The sequence below is a fragment of the Pseudomonas sp. RIT778 genome, from assembly GCF_019718735.1.
Taxonomy (GTDB): domain Bacteria; phylum Pseudomonadota; class Gammaproteobacteria; order Pseudomonadales; family Pseudomonadaceae; genus Aquipseudomonas; species Aquipseudomonas aphyarum.
On sequence record NZ_JAIHBA010000002.1, the window covers coordinates 51034 to 70884 of the forward strand.

The following is a 19851-nucleotide window of genomic DNA, read 5'->3' on the forward strand; positions in this document are numbered from 1 at the left end:
CTGTGAGGTCTGTATGCGATTGACATTATCCGCATTGGTTTTGGGATTGTTCGTGGCCCAAGGCGCCATGGCCGCCGGTGATGGCACGGCCGCCGTGGGTGGTGGATTGGGTGGCGCGCTGGGCAATGTGGTCGGCGGCCAGCTCGGCGGCAGCACCGGTGCTGCGGTGGGTGCTGGTGTTGGTGGTGCGGCCGGCAGCGCGGTCGGCGCGAACAAACGCAATCGCACGGAAGCCGCCATTGGCGGTGGCCTCGGCGCCGCAGGCGGTTCAGTGGTCGGCAACAGCCTCGGCGGCTCTACCGGTTCGACTATCGGCGCAGGGTTGGGCGGCGCAGCGGGTGGTGCGGTCGGCAATAACCTGGGTGACGATGGCGGCAAGTCGCACTCCGGGGGCGGCCACAAGCACAAGAACAAACACAAGAACCGTCATCGTTGAGTGATCGGTTCTACGGAAACCCGGCTTATGCCGGGTTTTTTGTGCCTGCGCGTCATGCGCAGGAACGAATGGCGACCATACTTTTCGAACGTCCTATACGAATGCCATTGACGAGGTGCGCCATGACTCCCGAAACCGAAGGCAAGGAAGAAAAAGGCCCGAGCGGATTGCCGTTTATCAATGATCCGGGGAATGAAGATCCGGGATCGCTGATGGATGATGCGACGGTTCCGCTTTTGGAGGGTGAGGAGGAGCTTGAGTATGAGGATTTTGATGATGATGAGTGATGGGGTGCATGCATCAATTCTCCTGCATTAATTTTCGTCTGTTGTTCGTTTAGATTTTGGTAATCGACTTGGGCACTCTGATCTGAAACTAAATAAAGTAATTGCACATATCTCTTGATAACAAATAGTAAGTCTTGCAAGTAAAAGCTATCGCGATGGAGGTTCGAATGTCAGGTCTTAAGATTATTCATCATGTTTCATGGAATGGAATGCTGGACAGATAAACCGTAGGTTCGCGAAGGCTTATAAAAGCTGTCGTGAAGTATATCGATGAGTCGTCAGAAATGGCCGAAACTCTAAATCGTGAACCAGTATTTTTGATGGTTAATCTCAGGTTTTTGTTTGTAGGTAGATTGTGTAATGCCAAATCCTCTATTTCGCTGCATGTTATTCCTATACGGCAAGCGTTAAATCCCATTTTTTCCCATTTTTTCGGAGGGGTGTCCGGGATTTCAGGTATGTCGAAACCTAAGGTGACGGTCGAGTAATTGTTGTCGATATTTAAGATAAAAAGTTTTATCTCTCCGATGGCTATTGGGGAGCTGAAAATCATGTTGAAAAAAGTGCTTTCTGCTATATCGGTCCAGTGCTTCATGGTTATTTCCTGAAAGGATAGTGCTCGTCTGTATTTTTGACTTTTCCAGTTCTTGGGTTGGCTGCGGGACGTATGTTGAAGTGTGGTCCTTGATCTCCAATTTTCCTAGCGTCGCCGAATTTATGTCCAGCAGAGTGATCTTGCAATATTAGCTTGAAACCATCCTGTCGAGTGTACATGTACTGTCTAGTTCTAATGGGTATGCCGGAGTCGTTCAAGATGCTTTTGCCGTTTATATCGGTCATGTTGATGTAAATAAACTGACCTGGTTTGCCACTGACCTCGTCAAACTGTACGTCTGGCTGTTGACCTTTCGGAATCCCTGCATCAGCTTTTGCCTGTCTGAAAGCGCCGCGTCTGGAAACATCCGGAAGCTCAACCTCACCGAAATCTGAACAAGCAACTGATTTTCCATTTTTGGGCGGACAGTTGGACGTCAACCCCAACGGATCCACCCACCCCGTCGGATTCGGCACGTACCGGTACTGATTCAACCCACCCGCCAGCTTCACCGGATCCGGCGTCAGGTACCGTCCCACGTCCGGGTCGTAATACCGGTGCCGGTTGTAATGCAGCCCGCTTTCGTCATCGAAGTACTGCCCCTGAAAGCGCAGCGGCTGGTTCAGGTAGTCTTCGGTCGCGAGCTCCAGTGAGGTGACTTTGCCGTAGGCGCTGTATTTGGCTGACCAGACGATGTCGCCGCTGTAGTCGGTCAGTTCCTGCGGGGTACCGAGGTGGTCGAGTTGGTAGTAGAACGGGCAGGCGCGTTTCGGGCCTTTGCCGTCGAGCATGGCCAATGGGCGGAAGGTGCCGGGTTCGTAGATGAAGCTGCGGTGCTGTTCTTTGCTGCTTTCGGTGATCAGATGGTCGCCTTGCCAGAAGAACTCGGTGGCCTGGCCGTCGACGGTTTTGCGGATGCGCCGGCCGAAGGCGTCGTACTGATAGGTGGCGCTGGTGCCGTCGGGACGGCTCAGGCCGATCAGGCGGTGCTGGCTGTCGTAGCGGTATTCGGTGACGAGGGTTTGCGCGCGGCCGCGGCGTTCGCGGATCAGGTTGCCGAAGGCGTCGTAGTCGTAATGACGATCGCCCTGCATCAGCAGGCGATTGCCTTTGATCTGTGTCGGGCCTGGACGGTCCTGCATCAGCAGGTTGCCGGCCGGGTCGTGGGCGAAGTTTTCCGGCACATCGTCGCGGGTGTGGCGTACGCGGATCAGCCGGTCGAGGGCGTCGTACGTGTAGTTGCGCTGGCCGTGGCGGGTGTCGGCGATGTGTTCGAGGTTGCCGTTGGCGCTGTAGGCAAAGTCGCGGCGGTACAGTGCACTGCGTTGATGGCCTACGGCGTGGGCGCTTAACCGGCCCTGTTCGTCGTAGGCGTATTCGCTGAGCAGCAGCCCTTGCTGGCGTTGCTGTTCGCGGCCGTTCTGGTAGACGTGGCGAGTGAGCAAGGCGCCGTTGAGGTCCATCGCGGTCAGCACGCCGCCCTTGGCGTAGTGGTAGTCGAGCTTGCTGTTGTCCGGCAGACGCATGCGAGTGAGCTGGCCGCAGGCGTCGTAGGCGTAACGCAAGGTGCCCCAGCCCTGATGCTCGCGCACCAGCCGGTCCTGCAGGTCGTATTCGAAGGCCAGCGGGTGATCCTGGCCGTCATCCACGCCGACCAGTCGACCGAGACGGTCATAGCGGTAGCTGACCTCGACCCCGTCCGGCAGGGTCTTGAGCAGCAATCGCCCGGCGCTGTCGCGCTCATAAGCGGTAACCAGCGTCGAGCCGTCATCGCCGTACTCGATCTTTTCCAGCAGGTGGCCGTTGCGGTCGTAGGCGTAGGCGGTGCGCCGGCCATCGAAGCCGGTTTCCTGTCGGATCAGTCCGGTGGGCGTGTAGTCCAGCCGGTACTTGTCGCCGGACTCGTTCTCGATTTCCGTCAGCAGCAGCTGCGCATGATCGTAGCGGTATTGCAGCCGGGTGCCGTCGGGATTGATCCGCCGGCTGACCAGGTGCAGGTCGTCGTCATACTCGTAACGGGTGATCCGTCCCAGTTCGTCGCGTTCGGCGGTGATCTGGCCGTAGGCGCTGTAGGACCAGGCGCGGGTGGCGCCGGTAGGCGAGGTGGTCTGAATCAGCCGGCCAACGGCGTCCCACGCCTGATGGGTGACCGCACCGTGTTCATCCTGCGCAGTAATCCGCCGCCCCAAAGCATCGTAGGAAAACTTCCGAACCCCACCGTCCGGCAGACTTTCCTCGACCAGTTGTCCGAGGTCGTTCCAGACGAACACATGGCGACCGGAATCCGGATAACGGATCGACAGCAACCGTCCCTGTGCATCGTGGTGGTAATGGGTGACATGACCATCCGGATCGACCGCCTCGGTGATATCCCCCTGCGCATTGCGCCGGTACGTCCACACGGCATCGCCACGCGAACGGCTGTGCAGGAAACCATTGCGGTACTCGTAGGACGTCGGTGCATCGTCCGGCGGAATCAGCGCGATCAGCCGTCCGACGTCGTCATAGTGGTACTCGGTAACCGCCCCCAGCGCATCCTGCTCGGCGACCAGCCGGCCCGCCGAATCGTAGGCCTTGAGCTGTTCACCCCCGTCGGCGGCGACCTGACGCACCAGCCGCGCCGTGTCGTCGTGGACATAAACCTCTTCGCGACCGTCGACGTACTGCACCGTGACACGGCCGGCGTCATCCCAGACGTAACGCGTATCCATCTGCGAAAACGACGCCCAGTGCCGCACGCAGCGCGCCGCTTTGCCGGCACGCTCCCATTCCCAGAAGAAGCTCGCGCCGCCGCTCAACTGCCGTTGCAGGATGACGTGCTGATCGTCGTAGTCGTAACGCTCAGTCTCGCCAACCGCGTTGGACGCCTCGATCAATCGATGGCGAGCATCAAAGCGATAACTGGCCAGCGTCTGCTCGGTACGCCAGGCAGACTCCCGAAAAACCTGATAATCGACCGCGACCAGATGCGCCCGCTCATAGCGCAACAGCAGCGAACGGCCAGTCCCGTTATCCAGCCGCTGAATCCGGTCGGAAAGATCCCGATGCACCGTCAGACGATTGCCATACGCATCGCTGACAGCCGTCAGACGCCCAGCCCGAAAGTGATAAAACCGCGCCGCGTCCCCCGCCAGCGCAACGATCAACTCCTCCGGCTCATCCCCGAGAAAGATCGCCGCCCGCGAAAGGCTGTTGTGAATCGCCGGCCGCTCAACGCTCGGCAACGGAAACCGCGTCCGCCGGTTCTCATGGTCAACCCAGACCACCGCAGCGCCATCAACCTCCAGCCGATGCGCCAGCGAATGGCTCCAGCCAAACCCCAACCCAACATCGATCTCAGCCGCACTGCTGCGGTACAACCGACTGAATTCGAACGGCAGCAGTCCATCAAGCACGCCGTCAGTCAGCGTCAACAATTCCTCACCGGTGACCATCGACACTGGACACCCGTTGGTACAGGTCAGCGGCGCACAATCGGCACTGTCGCCGTTGGGATTTTTCGCCTGATCCGAAGCCTCATCCCGAGGCTCATGCCGTTCCATTCGCGTCATGCCGTGGGACTTGTCACGCGCAACGGCCGCCGGATTGGGCACTGTCAGCACCAGCGCATCCCCCGTGCGAACCTCCAGCGGAATAGCCGGTGTCGGCCGCAACGGTGCCGGACCTGCATTGATCATCAGCGGTTTCAACGCGCTCGCATGCCGGGTCAGATCAGGCGCGGAGGTCAGCTCCGCCAGCCGCAACGCCGAAGCCGCCAGCCATTCCCGTGCACGCGGCGACTTGATCTTGCCCAATACCTTGGTGCTCAACCGCAGCGGCACACCCATGCCACCCGACACGCACATCAGCAGAAAACTGACCAGCAGCTCGGCCCGAACCTCAGCCACCACCTCGGCCAGATACTGCGGCGGCAGCATCTTCAGCCAACTGGTGAAGGCCGCCAGATAAATGAACAGCAACGGCTCATCGCCGAGCATCAGCAGGCCGTTGGCAATGGCCTCGCTGGACGCCTCGAGCAAGGCATCCAGTTCAGCGCTGGACAGATACTGCAGAAGCTTTTCGCTGTTGGCCTGCAAATCGGCGAGCAGGGCAAACAGTTGCTTCACGTCATCCCAGACGCCATTCAGGGCGGATTCGAAACCGTGCCAGTCAGCCCGTTGCAGCTGCCCGTAACGCTCGGTGAAACCGGCGCTGGAAAACTCTGTCCACTGCGGTTGAAACCCTTTCCACTCCTCACGCAGCCAGCCTTCCAGGCCATCAACAAGGCCCTGATACGAGGCGTACAACGTCTGGATATGCGCGGTGGAAACATCGGGAAAGAAGGTGATGCGATAACGCTGGCCCCGGTCGCAGTCGTCGACCTTGAGAATGCCGCTGGGGCCGATGGTGTAGCGCAGCGGATCGCCGAAACCCAGAACACCGTCGACATCGGAAATGACCGGTTCAAGGATCACCGGCGTATCACCGATCGGCACAAACCGCGCGGCTTCGAACATGTGCACCAGCGTCAGGGAGCCGGTAGCGGAACACATGGCGACAGAGGAACTGATGGGTTTGCGGCTGGCGACCGGCGCACTGAGCCGGACATCGTTGCCGACCTGGAACACTTGCTCGACACCCAGCGCGGTGCCCGTCCAGAACTGCTCGGCCCAGGCGTCATAGTTGTTGAGACAGAGGCGAAACTCCTTAAACAGCTTTTCGACGTCGGGCTGATCAGGGTTCAGCGCAGCGACCACCAGCAAACCAATGCTGTTGTTCAGTTTCAGGAGTTGGTCAGATGGAAGCATTCGCAGTCACTCGCGCGCATCAGGGGAATGGCGCGAAACTTTGCGGGGGATCAAACAGGAAAGAAGTCAGCCGAGTAGGCGATGTCTGTAGGGCGATTCTCTAAATCTGCGGGAGGGCGTTCGGCGGACAACCAACATTGCCCGTTGCCCAAACTCGGGCGCGCTCGTTATGCTGCTGAACCCTTTAATCAGATCCGAGCAGCGGCGCTATCCACGCCGCCCGGGATGTCTTTGATAACGGATCCGATGATGAATGCACCGCTGAAGGCGTTCGGCCCGATCAAGGCCGTGATTTTCGATATGGACGGTTTGCTGCTGGACACCGAGGGCATCTACACCGAGGTCACTTCGCTGATTGCCGAGCGTTACGGGCGTACCTTCGACTGGAGCATCAAGCAGAACATCATCGGCCGTGGCGCTGGCGATCTGGCGCGTTATGTGGTTGAAGCGCTGGACCTGCCGATCACTGCCGAAGAATTTCTGGTGATCCGCGAGCCGCTGATGCGCGAGCGTTTTCCCACTGCGCAAGCGATGCCGGGCGCCGAGGAACTGATCCGCCACCTCAAGGCGCACAACATTCCGATTGCGGTCGGTACCAGTTCGTCGCGTCAGTCGTTCGGGCAGAAAACCACCTTGCACCGCGACTGGTTTGCATTGTTCGACTTCATCGTCACCGCTGACGACCCGGAAGTCGGCGCGGCCAAACCGGCGCCGGACATCTTCCTCACCGCCGCGCGCCGCCTGGGTGTATCGCCGGAAGATTGCCTGGTGTTCGAAGACTCGCCATTTGGCGTGACGGCGGCGAAAGCGGCCGGCATGACTGCCATCGCCATTCCCGATGCCGCCATGGCCGATGAAAAGTACGCACACGCCGACGGGATTCTTCGTACGTTGAAAGCGTTCACGCCGAGTGCATGCGGATTGCCAGCGCTCGACTGGGCCTGATCAAATCACGAACAAAAAAACGCCGCCCCTCTGTCAAAGGAGGGGCGGCGTTTTTCGTTATCGACTATCTGATCAATCAGGCGCCGAAACCACCGTCGATGGTCAGGCTGGCACCGGTGATGTAACCGGCCTCCGGGCTCGCGAGGTAGGCGACGAAGCTGGCGATTTCCTCGGCTTTACCGTAGCGACCCACCGCCATCAGCGGGATCAGGCTGTCGGCGAACTCGCCGTGAGCCGGGTTCATGTCGGTATCGACCGGGCCGGGCTGCACGTTGTTGATGGTGATGCCGCGTGGGCCGAGGTCGCGGGCCAGGCCTTTGGTCAGGCCGACCAGTGCGGACTTGCTCATCGCATACACGCCGCCACCGGCGAAGGGCATGCGGTCGGCGTTGGTGCTGCCGATGTTGATGATGCGCGAGCCTTCGCCCATGTGTTTGGCGGCTTCCTGGCTGGCGATGAACACGCTGCGCACGTTGATTGCCAGAGTCTGGTCGAAGTCTTCCAGTTTGAAGTCTTCCAGCGGCGCGACGGCCAGCACGCCGGCGTTGTTGACCAGGATGTCGAGGCGGCCAAAGGTTTCGACAGTGGCGTTCACCGCGTTGCGGATGGCGCTGGCGTCGGCGCTGTCAGCCTTGATCGCCAGGGCTTTGCCGCCGGTGGCGGTGATGCTGTTTTGCAGTTCCTCAGCCTTGGCGGCGGAGCTGACGTAGGTAAAGGCAACCGCGGCGCCTTCAGCGGCCAGGCGTTTGACGATGGCGGCACCGATGCCGCGAGAGCCGCCTTGAATCAGAGCGACTTTACCGCTGAGGTGTTGAGTGGTCATGTTCGATCTCCAGAAGTTTCAAGGCAGGCTGCCTTGGTGTGGTGTCGAGTATCTGCCCCTCGCCAATAGGCGGGTAGACCGTGGTTGCTATAGTCTGTGTAAACCAAAAGTTTAGAGTGGTGGCCATGGAAACCTTCAGCAGTATCGAATGCTTCGTGCGTAGCGCCGAAGTCGGCAGCTTTGCCGAGGCCGCGCGACGCCTGAGCCTGACACCGGCCGCTGTGGGAAAAAGCGTGGCGAAACTGGAAGCGCGCCTCGGCGTGAGGCTGTTCCAGCGTAGCACCCGTCGGTTGACCCTGACGGAAGCGGGGCAATTGTTTCTGAGTGAGGTCAGCGGCAGCCTGACCACCATCCAGAACGCTGTGAACAATCTGGCCAGTGCCAGCGGCCAACCGGCCGGTACGCTGAAAGTCAGCATGGGCACGGTGTTCGGCCGTTTGTACATCGTGCCGTTGCTGGGGGAATTCCTGACAAGGTTTCCGGCGATCAACCCGGACTGGCACTTCGATAACCGCCAGGTCGATCTGATCGGCCAAGGTTTCGATGCGGCGATTGGCGGCGGCTTCGAACTGCCCCAGGGCGTAGTGGCGCGCAGGCTGACGCCAGCGCATCGGGTGTTGGTGGCTTCTGCGGATTATCTGGATCGGCACGCGCCGATCAGCGAGCCAGACGACCTCAAGCTGCACGACGGCATCCTGATCCGCTCACCACAGACCGGTCGCGTGCGCTCCTGGCAGTTGACGCATCGCACCCGGCAACACAGCCCGCTGACCCTCAAGGCCCGAATGACCATGAGCGATTCCGAAGCCGCCTGCGCCACGGCGGCGCAGGGGTTGGGGATTGCGTTGGTGAGCATGCCGTTCGCGGTCGGCTACCTGGAGGCGGGGACTTTGCAGCGAGTCTTGCCCGACTGGTACGTCGACGACGGCAACATCTCCATCTATTACGCCGAACACAAATTGCTGCCGGGCAAGACCCGGGCGTTCGTAGATTTTGTCATCGAGCAGTTTTCAACCCTGGGCCTCGCTGAACGGTTCAACGCGCAAAACGTGCTGGCCAGCCGATGATGGTTTTCGGGCGTGGCGTCGCGTAAGTCCGCACCTTGGACGTCGACAGGCCCAGTCGCACCAGCGATTCGGCGATGGTCACGGCCGCTGTGACGCCGTCCACCACCGGCACTCCGGTGCGCTGACGGATCTTCTCGTCGAGTCCGGCCATGCCGCCGCAACCAAGGCAGATCACTTCGGCTTTATCCTGAGTCACCGCCAGTTCCGCCTGATGCACGATGGCTTCCAGAGCGCGCTGCGGTTCATGTTCCAGTTCCAGAACCGCCAGACCACTGGCGCGCACCGAGGCGCAGCGATCCCACAGACCGGAGAGCTTCAGCCGATCCTCGATCAACGGCACGGTGCGATCCAGCGTGGTGACCACCGAATAGGCGTGGCCGAGGAACATCGCGGTGCTGGCCGCCGCATCGGTGATGTCCACCACTGGCACGTTGAGCAATTCCTGCAAACCTTCGCGACCGTGTTCGCCGTAGCCGGCCTGGATCACCGCGTCGAACGGCTGGTCGTAGGACATCACCCGGTCCATCACGGCGATGGCGGCCAGGTAGCTTTCGAAATTGCCCTCGACTGAATCGGCGCCGAAGTGCGGCGTCAGGCCGACAATCTCGGTGCCGGGGGAGGCGACAGCCTGCGCCGAGCGGGCGATGGCCTGGGTGATGGATTCGGTGGTGTTGACGTTGACCACGAGAATTCGCATGGGAAGTCCTTATTACGGTTGGTTCTGCGGCCCCGCGAGGGGCCGCCAAAAGATTCAGTGGCTGACGTTGTCGACGGCGATGGCTTCACCGTCGACATCGGCGTAGTGCGGCTGGCGTTTGGCGATGATCAGATAGAGCATCCCGGCAATGCCGGCGCCGATCAGCCAGGAGAAGGGCGAAACGCTGTGGAAGCCCGGCACCAGCGCCAGAACGATCGCGATCAGCGCGGCGGGAATGAACGCCGCCACCGCCCGCAGATTGACCCCGCGGCTGTAGTAATACGCGCCGTTCGGGTTTTCGCTGTACAGCTGCGGCACGTGGATCCGGCCTTTGCGGATCAGCCAGTAGTCGACCATGATCACGCCGTACAACGGGCCGAGCAGGGCGCCGAGGCCGGACAGGAAATACACGATCACCAGCGGGCTGTTGTAGAGGTTCCACGGCAGGATCAGCACGGCGATGGTGGCGCTGATCAGCCCGGCTCGGCGGAAGGTCAGGTATTTCGGCGCCAGGTTGCTGAGCACGAAGGCCGGGGCGACGAAGTTGGCCATGATGTTCACCGCCACGGTGACGATCAGGAACGCCAGGCAACCGAGCACCAGAAAGAACGTGTTGGGAATCGACGCAATGATCTCGGTCGGGCTTTCGATGATCCGGCCGTTGATCTGAAATTGCGCGCCGCACAGCAGGACGGTGATCCCGGCGAACACCAGAATATTGACCGGCAGGCCCCAGAAGTTTCCGATCTTGATCGTCTTGCGGCACGGTGAAGAGCGGGCGAAATCGCAGAAATTGAGGATTAGCGTGCCGTAGATCGCCAGCCACAAGGCGCCGCCGGCAAAGATGTTGCGCCACATCTCGCCGCCGGTCAGCGGTTCGCGGATCGACCAGGCGATGGTCGCGTTGGCCTGGGTGTACATCCACGCGGCGAGGCAGGCAACGGTCAGCAGAATCACCGGCCCGGCGAAGGCTTCGTAGCGGCGGACCATTTCCATGCCGTAGGCGAGGATCGCCAGCTGCACAAACCAGATCGCCACGAAACACACCCAGCCCAGGCTCGACAGGCCGAGGATCGAGTTGTGGTCGTAGTCGGCGAAACCGGGATGGATCGCCGTGAGCAACACGCGAAACACCACCGACGCCAGGTACGTCTGAATGCCGAACCAGGCGATGGCGATCACCGCCCGGATCAATGCAGGAATCTGTGCCCCGTGAATGCCGAAACTGATCCGGCTGATCACCGGAAACGGCACGCCGGTTTTCTGCCCCATGTAACCGGACAGGTTCATGAAGAAATACACCAGCGCCGCGCCGATCCCCAACGACAGCAGAATCTGCCAGCCACCCAGGCCCAGGGCGTACAGACCGATGGCAAACGAGTAGTTGGCGATGTTGTGCACATCGTTGGTCCACAGGGCAAAGATGCTGTACTTGCCCCAGCGCCGTCCTTCGACCTTGGTCGGCGCGAGGTCACTGTTGTGCAGACGCGGGCTCAGTTGCAGCGGTTCGGCGATGCCATCACCGGGCACGCTGTGGTCGAGGGGTGAAGAGGCGGGCAGATTCAGCGCGATGTTGTTATTGGAGAGACTCGTACGCATTCCGGCAGGCTCCTGATGTTCGGGCCACGATGACTGTGCATGAGCGTTCGGGCTCGGCAGATCTTCGTCGCGGCGGTGAAAACATCACTGGTTACGGGGCATCTGCAGCCTGTACGGGATAGGGCGCTTCAGGCTTGCGGATCGAAAGTGTGGGTTCATGTTTTGCGGTTTTGTATACAAAACATGTATGCACTAAAGCCAGATCTGTGCCAGCCAGCGATCTATGAAAACCACCGCTGATTTCGAAAAGTTATTGAGGCGCGCCAAGTCGTTGAATTACGGGCGATATAAATTGACCGTTCGAACAGGTATTTATTTTTCAGGAGGTTTTTTGGCGGGCGCAGGGAGGGAGTGTTTTTGGAGCTTGATGTAACTTTTCAGGGCGCAGAAACGAAAAGTGCACACATAAATGGCACCGATGGTGACATTCGTGTGTACACATTTTCAGGGCGGGTCGAGAACACTATGGGAGCTGATTTGCTCCCACGGGGCATCAGGGGTTATGCCTTGCTGATGATATTCCCGGCATGCAACCCGCATTCTTTCTGGGTCGCTTCTTCCCACCACCAGCGGCCTTCGCGTTCGTGCTGGTTCGGCAGGACAGGGCGGGTGCACGGTTCGCAGCCGATGCTGATGAAACCGCGCTCATGCAGGCTGTTGTACGGCAGCTCCAGCATGCGGATGTAGCCCCAGATTTCCTCGCTGGTCATCTGCGCCAGCGGGTTGAATTTGTACAGGGTGCGCTCCGGGGTGGAGAACGCTGTATCGATTTCCATCACCGCCACGGCACTGCGGGTGCCAGGGCTTTGATCGCGGCGCTGGCCGGTGGCCCAGGCCTTGACGCCGGACAGCTTGCGGCGCAACGGCTCGATCTTGCGGATCCCGCAGCATTCGCCATGGCCGTCCTTGTAGAAGCTGAACAGGCCTTTTTCCTTCACGAACGGTTCAAGTTTCGTGTAGTCCGGCGAGACCAGTTCTATGTCGATCTTGTAGTGCTCGCGCACCTGATCGATGAAGCGGTAGGTTTCCGGATGCAGGCGGCCGGTGTCGAGACTGAACACCTTGACGTTCTTGTTCAGCTTCCAGGCCATGTCCACCAGCACTACATCCTCGGCGCCGCTGAAAGATATCCACAGGTCATCGCCGAACTCGGCGAACGCGAGTTTGAGGATGTCCTGCGCGGATTTGTTGGCATAGGTCGTGGCGAGTTCCACGACGTCGAACGTTGGGCTCATCAGGGCGGCTTCCTACAGGTCGGTGGCGCTGGGCGCTCTATATGGCGGCGATGGTAACAAAAAGCAACGCGCGCCGGGGCGGCCTCTGCGTTGCGCGGTCCAGGTCGAGCCGCTAGAGTTCGGGCTCGCTCGACTCAATAAACATTACAAACGGGAGTGTCTTGTGGAAATCGCCTGTCTTGATCTTGAAGGGGTGCTGGTGCCGGAAATCTGGATCGCCTTCGCCGAAAAAACCGGAATCGAATCGCTCAAGGCCACCACCCGGGACATTCCCGACTACGACGTGCTGATGAAGCAGCGCCTGCGCATCCTCGACGAGCATGGCCTGAAGCTTTCGGACATCCAGGAAGTGATCGCCACCCTCAAGCCGCTGGAGGGCGCGGTGGAGTTCGTCAACTGGCTGCGCGAGCGGTTTCAGGTGGTGATTCTGTCGGACACGTTCTACGAGTTTTCCCAGCCACTGATGCGTCAGCTGGGCTTTCCGACTTTGCTTTGCCATCGACTGATTACCGATGACAGCGGGCGGGTGACCAGCTACCAATTGCGTCAGAAAGATCCGAAACGTCAGTCGGTCCTGGCTTTCAAGGGCTTGTATTACCGGGTGATTGCGGCGGGGGATTCCTACAACGACACCAGCATGCTGGGCGAAGCGGATGCGGGGATTCTGTTCCATGCGCCGGATAACGTGATTCGCGAGTTTCCGCAGTTTCCGGCGGTGCATACATTTGCGGAGTTGAAGCAGGAGTTTCTCAAGGCTTCGAACCGCGATCTGACTTTGTAGCCACCACATGATCGTTCCCACGCGGAGCGTGGGAACGATCATCAAGCGATCAATGGTTAAAGGTTCTGCAAGGTTTCGAGCAGAACCCTGACCTTGGTAATTGACTCCTGATACTCCGCCTGCCAGTCCGAGTCAGCGACGATCCCGCCACCGCCCCAGCAGCACACCTGTCCATCCTTCACCAGCAGACTGCGAATGGCGATGGAACTGTCCATCTCGCCACGCACATCCAGATACAGCAACGAACCGCAATACAACCCACGTCGGGTCGGTTCGAGTTCGTCGATGATCTGCATCGCGCGAATCTTCGGCGCGCCGGTGATCGAGCCGCCGGGGAAGCTGCCGGCAATCAGATTCAGAGCGTCGCGATCTTCCGCCAGCTCGCCGGTCACGCTGCTGACCAGGTGATGCACGTTCGGATAACTTTCCAGGCTGAACAACTCCGGCACCCGCACCGAGCCGATGCGGCAAGTGCGGCCCAGGTCGTTGCGCAGCAGGTCGACGATCATCAGGTTTTCCGCGCGGTCCTTGGGGCTGGCCAGCAGTTCGGCGGCGTTCGCCGCGTCTTCGGCCGGGGTCGCGCCACGGGGGCGGGTGCCCTTGATCGGGCGGGTTTCCACCTGACGCTGGCTGACTTTGACGAAACGCTCGGGTGACAGGCTCAGTACCGCGTTGCCGTCGGGCAGGCTTTGGAAACCGGAAAACGGCGTCGGGCATGCTTCGCGCAATTTGCAGTAGGCCAGCCATGGATCACCCTGGCACGGCGCGCGGAAGCGCTGGGCGAAGTTGACCTGATAGCAGTCACCGGCCTGGATGTAATGCTGGATGCGTTCGAAGGCCTGACGGTAATCGTCGGCTGAAAGATCTGCCGCCATCGGGCTGTTCAGCTTGAACGGGGTCAGTTCCGTGCCCACCGGTTGGCTGAATACATCGATCAGCCGCTGTTTCTCGCTGGCGCTGACCGAGGGGTGGAACACCAGTTGGCTGGTTGCCGATTGGTGATCGCTGATCAAGGCCCAGTCGTACAGGCCAAATCGCGCATCGGGCAATTGCAGATCATCCCGGGCCTGACTTGGCAGGTTTTCCAGATGCCGACCGAAGTCGTAGCTCAGGTAACCGATCAGGCCGCCGGCGAAGGGCAATTCGTACCCGTCGGGCAATTGCGCATCGCCCAAACGGGTCAGATTGTCCCGCAGACGTTGCAGGAAATCTTCCCCGCGCTCGTCCGGCAATACCGCCAGTTGTTCCAGCGGCCAGGCACTGAGCAGGTCATAACGGCCACGGTCGGCACTCGGCCGGCCACTGTCGAGCAGCACGGCGCCGGGCGCATGGCGGACGGCCGCGAAATAGTCGGCGGGGTTGGCGCGATAGGGCAGCGGGTGTACGGAACAGGTCAACATGGGCGGGGCAGATCGGCCATCGAGGCGGGGTGGGGATTGTAGTCCCCTCCGGGAATTGCTCCTAGAGGGGATGTCGGGGATTGGCAGATTGGCGGCAGGTATTGCGCTTGATCGTTCCCACGCTCTGCGTGGGAATGCATCCCGTGACGCTCCGCGTCACAGTGGACGCGGAGCGTCCATGGCGGCGTTACCACGCGGAGCGTGGGAACGATCGTCGTGGGCTGTCAGCCCTCGATCGCCGGAATATGCCCAAACAATTCCTGAGCAAACGCCACCCGCTCTTCAACCGACTCCGTCACGCCGCGCGCCTTCAGCTCTTCCAGATGCGCTTCCACCGCATGGGTACGCAACGTCAGCCCGCAATCATTGGCAATCTGGATATTCAGCCCCGGCCGCGCATTCAGCTCCAGAATCAGCGGGCCTTTCTCCTGGTCCAGCACCATGTCCACGCCGATGTACCCCAGGCCACACAGCTCATAGCAACCGGCGGCGAGCTTCATGAAACCGTCCCAGTAGGGCAGTTGCACGCCGTCCACCGCGTTGGTGGTGTCCGGGTGTTTGGTGATGATGTTGTTCAGCCAGGTGCCGCGCAGTGTCAGGCCGGTGGCCAGGTCGACGCCGACGCCGATGGCGCCCTGGTGCAGGTTGGCCTTGCCGCCGGATTGACGGGTCGGCAGCCGCAGCATCGCCATCACCGGGTAACCCATCAGCACGATGATGCGGATGTCCGGCACGCCTTCGTAGCTGATGCTCTTGAAGATCTGGTCCGGGGTCACCCGGTATTCGATCAGCGCCCGGTCGCGGTGGCCGCCCAGCGAATACAGGCCGGTGAGGATGCTGGAGATGTGATGCTCCAGCTCTTCGTGGGCAATGATCTTGCCCGACACCGTGCGATAGCGGCCCTCGAAACGGTCGGCGACCACGATGATGCCGTCACCGCCGGCGCCCTGGGCCGGCTTGATCACGAAGTCGTTGCGCCCGCCGATGATCTCGCCGAGCTTGTCGATTTCCTTCTCCGTGGAAATCACGCCATACAGTTCCGGCACGTGAATGCCGGCCTTGATCGCGCGTTCCTTGGTGATGATCTTGTCATCGACGATCGGGTACAGGCTGCGCTTGTTGTACTTGAGCACGTAGTCGGCGTTACGCCGATTGATGCCCATGATGCCCCGGGCTTCCAGGGCCTTCCAGGTCTTCCAGAAACCGAACATCAGGCGTCAGCCTTCTTCAGGAAAGCCTTGAAACGTACGAGTTCAGTCAGGCGATAACCGCGATAACGACCCATGGCCAGCATGAAGCCCACCAGAATCAGCAGGATCGCCGGGAAGGTGAACACGAAGTACACCAGCTCCGGAACGGTCATGATCAGGTGCGCCAGGGACGCTGCGAACAGCGTGCCGATCGCCACTTTCATGGCATGGCTGGCGCCGCGTTCTTCCCAGGTGATCGACAGGCGTTCGATGGTCATGGTCAGAATCACCATCGGGAACAGCGCCACCGACAGGCCACGCTCCAGACCGAGCTTGTGACTGAACAGACTAATCGCCGCAATCAGCACCACCACGAAGGTCAGCACCACCGACAGGCGCGGCAGCATTTGCAGCTTCAGGTGTTCCAGATACGAGCGCAGCGATAACCCGAGCGCGGTGATCACGGTAAACAGCAGGATGCCGAAGCCCAGTTGTGTCTCGCGGAAGGCCAGGGCGATCAGCACCGGCGTAAAGGTGCCGAGGGTCTGCAGGCCGATCAGGTTGCGCAGGATCAGGATCACCAGCACGCCGATCGGGATCATCACCATGATCATGAAGGTCTGCTGGGTTTGCAGCGGCAGGCCGTACAGCGAGTATTCGAGGAAGTTGGCGTCGGTATTCTCGTCGGTCAGCTTGGCCAGACGAATTGCGTTCATCTCGCTGTTGTTGAGGCTGAAGGTCACGTTGGCTTTCTTGCCGCCGTCGACGGTGATCAGGTTTTCATCACCGCTCCACCACAGCAGGCGGTCGGTCGGCAGGCCTTGCTCGCCGGTTTCCGGGTTGAAATACAGCCAGTCGGTGCCGTTGAAGCTGCGCAGCCACAGTTCCGGAGTTTGCGGTTGATCGGCGACGAGGCGGATGGTGTGGACTTTCTCCACCGGCACGTGGGCGATGGACAGCAGCAGCTCGACGATTTTGGCTTTGTGCGGCGTCGACGGATCGCCGGCCAGCAGCAGTTTTACGTTGTCGTCGTTGACGTTGTTGACGCGTTTGATCGCCTCGCCAATGAAGGTCTCGACGTCGGCCGAGTGCTGGCGGATCGGGGCGAGCAGGGCTTCGGCGGCGATCTTTTCCGGGCCTTCGATGGCCATGCTGTCGCGGAAGGTCGGGCCTTTGATCTTGGTTTTTTCGGCGGTGTAACGCTTGGTCAGCACCAGACGGTAATAAAGGGTCTGGTTGCCCTTGGCCCGGCGCGCCGACCAGGTGACCTTGCGGTTGCCGTCGACGCGGTTGACCGCCACGCCGTAGTTGTTGGAGATAAAGCTTTCATTGAGGCTGACGTAATCGCGGCTCAGGGGCGGCACGAACATCTGGATCTTGACCGGATCCTTGGTGCTGGCGACGAACTCGACCTTGGCGTCGATGTTCCACAGGTCGTCGGTGGCGTCTTCGGTCACTGGAATGCCGAGCACGAAAATCTGATAGGCCGTAACCGAAACGCCCAGCAGCACCAGGATGGTGATCAGGACTTTCAGGTGGAAGGTTAGAGAACGCATGGAAATTACTCGGCGGTATGAGCGGCGATGGCGCAGGCGGGTTTGCCGGCAGCGTATTTAAGACTGGGATCGACCAGCGCATCGAAGCGTTTCAGCGCCTCGGAGCCGATCAAAAGCGGGTATTGGAACGCACTACGGTCGGTCAGGTTCACTTCGATGCTGCGCATTGCCGAACCCATGCAGATGTCCAGCTCGATCACCGGGCGGGCGGTGTACTTCTTGCCTTCCTCCGGATCGTAGTCGCCGGCGCGGCGCTTGATCTTGCTGACCCGGGCCAGCGGCCGTTCGATCGGGTGCGAATGCGCGGCGTCGATGGCCAGGTAGAAACGTACCCAGGACTCGCCGTTGCGTTTGAAGCGTTTGATGTCGCGGGCGCTCAGCGAGGCGGTTTTCGCCCCGGTGTCGAGTTTCGCCGCCACTTCCAGGTTGATCCCGTCGAGGGCAGCGTATTCGTTGAGGCCGTACACGGTCTTTTCCCCCGCCACGGCGAGGCCGGGCAGGCAAAACAGTGCAAAGAATGTGGGGAAGGGCTTGAGTCTCATAAATCCTGGCGAGCAGCGTTCCGTTCTCGGTTCAGGGCCATGGCATCAGGAAATCCTGTCTGCCCATGCGCCTTCGTGTGCCTATCAGCTTTTTATGACAAGCCGTGCAAATGACTCGCAAATGCGGGCGGCATTCTAGCACGGTGGTTTTATGGCGCCAGCGCCGGGACCGGTCTATAACCCTTGGGGCTGAGATGAAGGCTTATTAGACGATTGTCGACAATCTGTATTTATCCTTTGACTGGTGCGGGCTGATTCGCTAGTTTTTGCCGCATTGGATTTGAAGGTGTCGACAATATGCTGGATCAACTCGATCCCCCGGTGATCAACGGCGACGATTCCGAGACGCTCTCGGAAAACGTCTTCCGGCGCATCCAGGCGGCCATCGTCAAAGGCGAGATCGCCCCGGGCAGCAAGATCTCCGAGCCGGAACTGGCGCGCACCTACGGCATCAGCCGCGGTCCGCTGCGCGAGGCGATCCATCGGCTGGAAGGCCAGCGTCTGCTGGTGCGCGTGCCGCACGTCGGTGCGCGGGTGGTGTCGCTGAGCCACGCCGAATTGCTCGAACTCTACGAAATCCGCGAATCCCTCGAAGGCATGGCCTGCCGTCTGGCGGCCGAACGCATGAGCGTTGAAGAAATCGACGAACTGCGCCGGGTGCTGGAAACCCACGAACGCGATGCGGCGTTTCAGGCCGGTGTCGGCTACTACCAGCAGGAAGGCGACTTCGACTTTCACTACCGGATTATCCAGGGCAGCGGCAACCGCACCCTGACCCAGATGCTTTGCGGCGAGCTTTATCAACTGGTGCGCATGTACCGCATCCAGTTTTCCACCACGCCCAACCGCCCGCGCCAGGCCTTTGCCGAACACCACCGGATTCTCGATGCCATCGCCGACCGTGACGGCGAGCTCGCGGAATTGTTGATGCGCCGTCACATCGGCGCCTCGAAACGCAACATCGCCCGTCACTACCAGGACGGCGCCGACAATAAGACAGCCACTGAACGAGGTGAGTCATGAGTTCCAACAAGAGCACTCCAGGCCAGCGTTTCCGCGATGCGGTCGCCAGCGAACATCCGCTGCAAGTGGTCGGGGCGATCAACGCCAACCATGCGCTGCTGGCCAAGCGCGCCGGTTTCAAGGCGATCTACCTGTCGGGTGGCGGGGTGGCTGCCGGCTCCCTCGGCGTGCCGGATCTGGGCATCACCGGCCTGGATGACGTGCTGACCGACGTGCGCCGCATCACCGACGTCTGCGACCTGCCGCTGCTGGTGGACGTGGACACCGGTTTCGGCGCCTCGGCGTTCAACGTGGCCCGCACCGTCAAGTCGATGATCAAGTTCGGCGCAGCAGCGATTCACATCGAAGACCAGGTCGGCGCCAAACGCTGCGGCCACCGTCCGAACAAAGAGATCGTGACCCAGCAGGAAATGGTCGACCGCATCAAGGCCGCCGTCGATGCCCGCACCGACGACAGCTTCGTGATCATGGCCCGCACCGACGCCCTGGCCGTTGAAGGTCTGGAATCGGCACTGGATCGCGCCGCCGCGTGCATCGAGGCCGGCGCCGACATGATCTTCCCGGAAGCCATCACTGAACTCGATATGTACAAGCTGTTCGCCAGCCGCGTGAAAGCGCCGATCCTGGCCAACATCACCGAATTCGGCTCGACGCCGCTGTACACCACCGAGCAACTGGCCGGCGCCGATGTATCGCTGGTGCTGTACCCGCTGTCGGCGTTCCGCGCGATGAACAAGGCGGCGGAAAACGTCTACACCGCGATCCGCCGCGACGGCACTCAGCAGAATGTCATCGACACCATGCAGACTCGCATGGAGCTCTACGATCGCATCGATTACCACACCTTCGAGCAGAAGCTCGACGCGTTGTTTGCGGCGAAGAAGTAAG

At 60.5% G+C, this 19851-nt stretch carries 17 protein-coding genes; 7 read left to right on the top strand and 10 right to left on the bottom strand.

The genetic code is table 11. The features are described from left to right. Window positions 1–13: 13 nt before the first annotated feature. Window positions 14–436, top strand: coding sequence for a glycine zipper domain-containing protein (locus tag K5E37_RS01790; protein WP_007952177.1), 423 nt, complete (start codon window positions 14–16; stop codon window positions 434–436). A gap of 122 nt (window positions 437–558) precedes the next feature. Beyond that, complete coding sequence (locus K5E37_RS01795) at window positions 559–723, top strand: hypothetical protein (protein ID WP_007952178.1); 165 nt, start codon at window positions 559–561, stop codon at window positions 721–723. A 190-nt stretch (window positions 724–913) separates the two neighbouring features. Here the strand turns inward: K5E37_RS01795 and K5E37_RS01800 are convergent, their stop codons facing one another. Both K5E37_RS01800 and K5E37_RS29620 read right to left on the bottom strand, forming a co-directional pair. Then, window positions 914–1318, bottom strand: coding sequence for an Imm50 family immunity protein (locus tag K5E37_RS01800; protein ID WP_221532962.1), 405 nt, complete (start codon window positions 1316–1318; stop codon window positions 914–916). Window positions 1319–1320: 2 nt separating this feature from the next. Next, window positions 1321–6105 (bottom strand): RHS repeat-associated core domain-containing protein, encoded by a 4785-nt coding sequence (locus K5E37_RS29620; RefSeq protein ID WP_221532963.1) that lies wholly within the window; start codon window positions 6103–6105, stop codon window positions 1321–1323. 249 nt (window positions 6106–6354) lie between these two features. Between K5E37_RS29620 and K5E37_RS01810 the strand changes: the two genes are divergently transcribed. Then, window positions 6355–7050, top strand: a complete 696-nt coding sequence (locus K5E37_RS01810; RefSeq protein ID WP_085609055.1) for an HAD-IA family hydrolase — start codon at window positions 6355–6357, stop codon at window positions 7048–7050. Window positions 7051–7126: 76 nt separating this feature from the next. On the opposite strand, the gene K5E37_RS01815 is transcribed toward K5E37_RS01810, so the two are convergent. After that, window positions 7127–7873, bottom strand: coding sequence for a 3-oxoacyl-ACP reductase family protein (locus tag K5E37_RS01815; protein WP_085609054.1), 747 nt, complete (start codon window positions 7871–7873; stop codon window positions 7127–7129). 125 nt (window positions 7874–7998) lie between these two features. Between K5E37_RS01815 and K5E37_RS01820 the strand changes: the two genes are divergently transcribed. Then, on the top strand, window positions 7999–8940 hold the full coding sequence (locus tag K5E37_RS01820) for a LysR family transcriptional regulator (protein ID WP_085609053.1): 942 nt from the start codon (window positions 7999–8001) through the stop codon (window positions 8938–8940). Here K5E37_RS01820 and K5E37_RS01825 read toward each other — a convergent pair. From K5E37_RS01825 to K5E37_RS01835, 3 genes are all read right to left on the bottom strand, one after another. Further along, the gene (locus K5E37_RS01825; protein ID WP_085609052.1) at window positions 8909–9637 is read right to left on the bottom strand and encodes an aspartate/glutamate racemase family protein; all 729 of its coding nucleotides are present in this window, start codon (window positions 9635–9637) and stop codon (window positions 8909–8911) included. The genes K5E37_RS01820 and K5E37_RS01825 overlap by 32 nt on opposite strands. A 54-nt stretch (window positions 9638–9691) precedes the next feature. Beyond that, window positions 9692–11236, bottom strand: coding sequence for an NCS1 family nucleobase:cation symporter-1 (locus K5E37_RS01830; RefSeq protein ID WP_085609051.1), 1545 nt, complete (start codon window positions 11234–11236; stop codon window positions 9692–9694). A 500-nt stretch (window positions 11237–11736) separates the two neighbouring features. Next, window positions 11737–12471 carry a phosphoadenylyl-sulfate reductase gene (locus K5E37_RS01835; protein WP_007960132.1) on the bottom strand — a complete coding sequence of 245 codons (735 nt, stop codon included), beginning with the start codon at window positions 12469–12471 and terminating at the stop codon, window positions 11737–11739. A 163-nt stretch (window positions 12472–12634) separates the two neighbouring features. Between K5E37_RS01835 and thrH the strand changes: the two genes are divergently transcribed. Then, the gene (gene thrH, locus K5E37_RS01840; RefSeq protein ID WP_221532964.1) at window positions 12635–13252 is read left to right on the top strand and encodes a bifunctional phosphoserine phosphatase/homoserine phosphotransferase ThrH; all 618 of its coding nucleotides are present in this window, start codon (window positions 12635–12637) and stop codon (window positions 13250–13252) included. A gap of 56 nt (window positions 13253–13308) precedes the next feature. On the opposite strand, the gene pabB is transcribed toward thrH, so the two are convergent. From pabB to K5E37_RS01860, 4 genes are all read right to left on the bottom strand, one after another. Continuing rightward, complete coding sequence (gene pabB / locus K5E37_RS01845) at window positions 13309–14652, bottom strand: aminodeoxychorismate synthase component I (protein ID WP_221532965.1); 1344 nt, start codon at window positions 14650–14652, stop codon at window positions 13309–13311. Between the two features lie 224 nt (window positions 14653–14876). Further along, window positions 14877–15863, bottom strand: a complete 987-nt coding sequence (locus K5E37_RS01850) for an alpha-L-glutamate ligase-like protein (RefSeq protein ID WP_221532966.1) — start codon at window positions 15861–15863, stop codon at window positions 14877–14879. After that, window positions 15863–17398: an inactive transglutaminase family protein gene (locus K5E37_RS01855; RefSeq protein WP_007951967.1), complete on the bottom strand. Its 1536-nt coding sequence runs from the start codon at window positions 17396–17398 to the stop codon at window positions 15863–15865. Before K5E37_RS01855 ends, K5E37_RS01850 begins: the two co-directional genes overlap by 1 nt. Before the next feature lie 5 nt (window positions 17399–17403). After that, a complete protein-coding gene (locus K5E37_RS01860; protein WP_007951970.1) occupies window positions 17404–17940 on the bottom strand; it encodes an ATP-dependent zinc protease in 537 nt (178 codons plus the stop codon). Between the two features lie 300 nt (window positions 17941–18240). On the opposite strand from K5E37_RS01860, the gene K5E37_RS01865 reads away from it, so the two are divergent. Both K5E37_RS01865 and prpB read left to right on the top strand, forming a co-directional pair. Beyond that, window positions 18241–18963 (top strand): GntR family transcriptional regulator, encoded by a 723-nt coding sequence (locus tag K5E37_RS01865; protein ID WP_173892848.1) that lies wholly within the window; start codon window positions 18241–18243, stop codon window positions 18961–18963. Continuing rightward, window positions 18960–19850, top strand: a complete 891-nt coding sequence (gene prpB / locus K5E37_RS01870) for a methylisocitrate lyase (protein WP_221399098.1) — start codon at window positions 18960–18962, stop codon at window positions 19848–19850. The genes K5E37_RS01865 and prpB overlap by 4 nt, the downstream gene beginning before the upstream one ends. Window position 19851 lies beyond the last annotated feature (1 nt).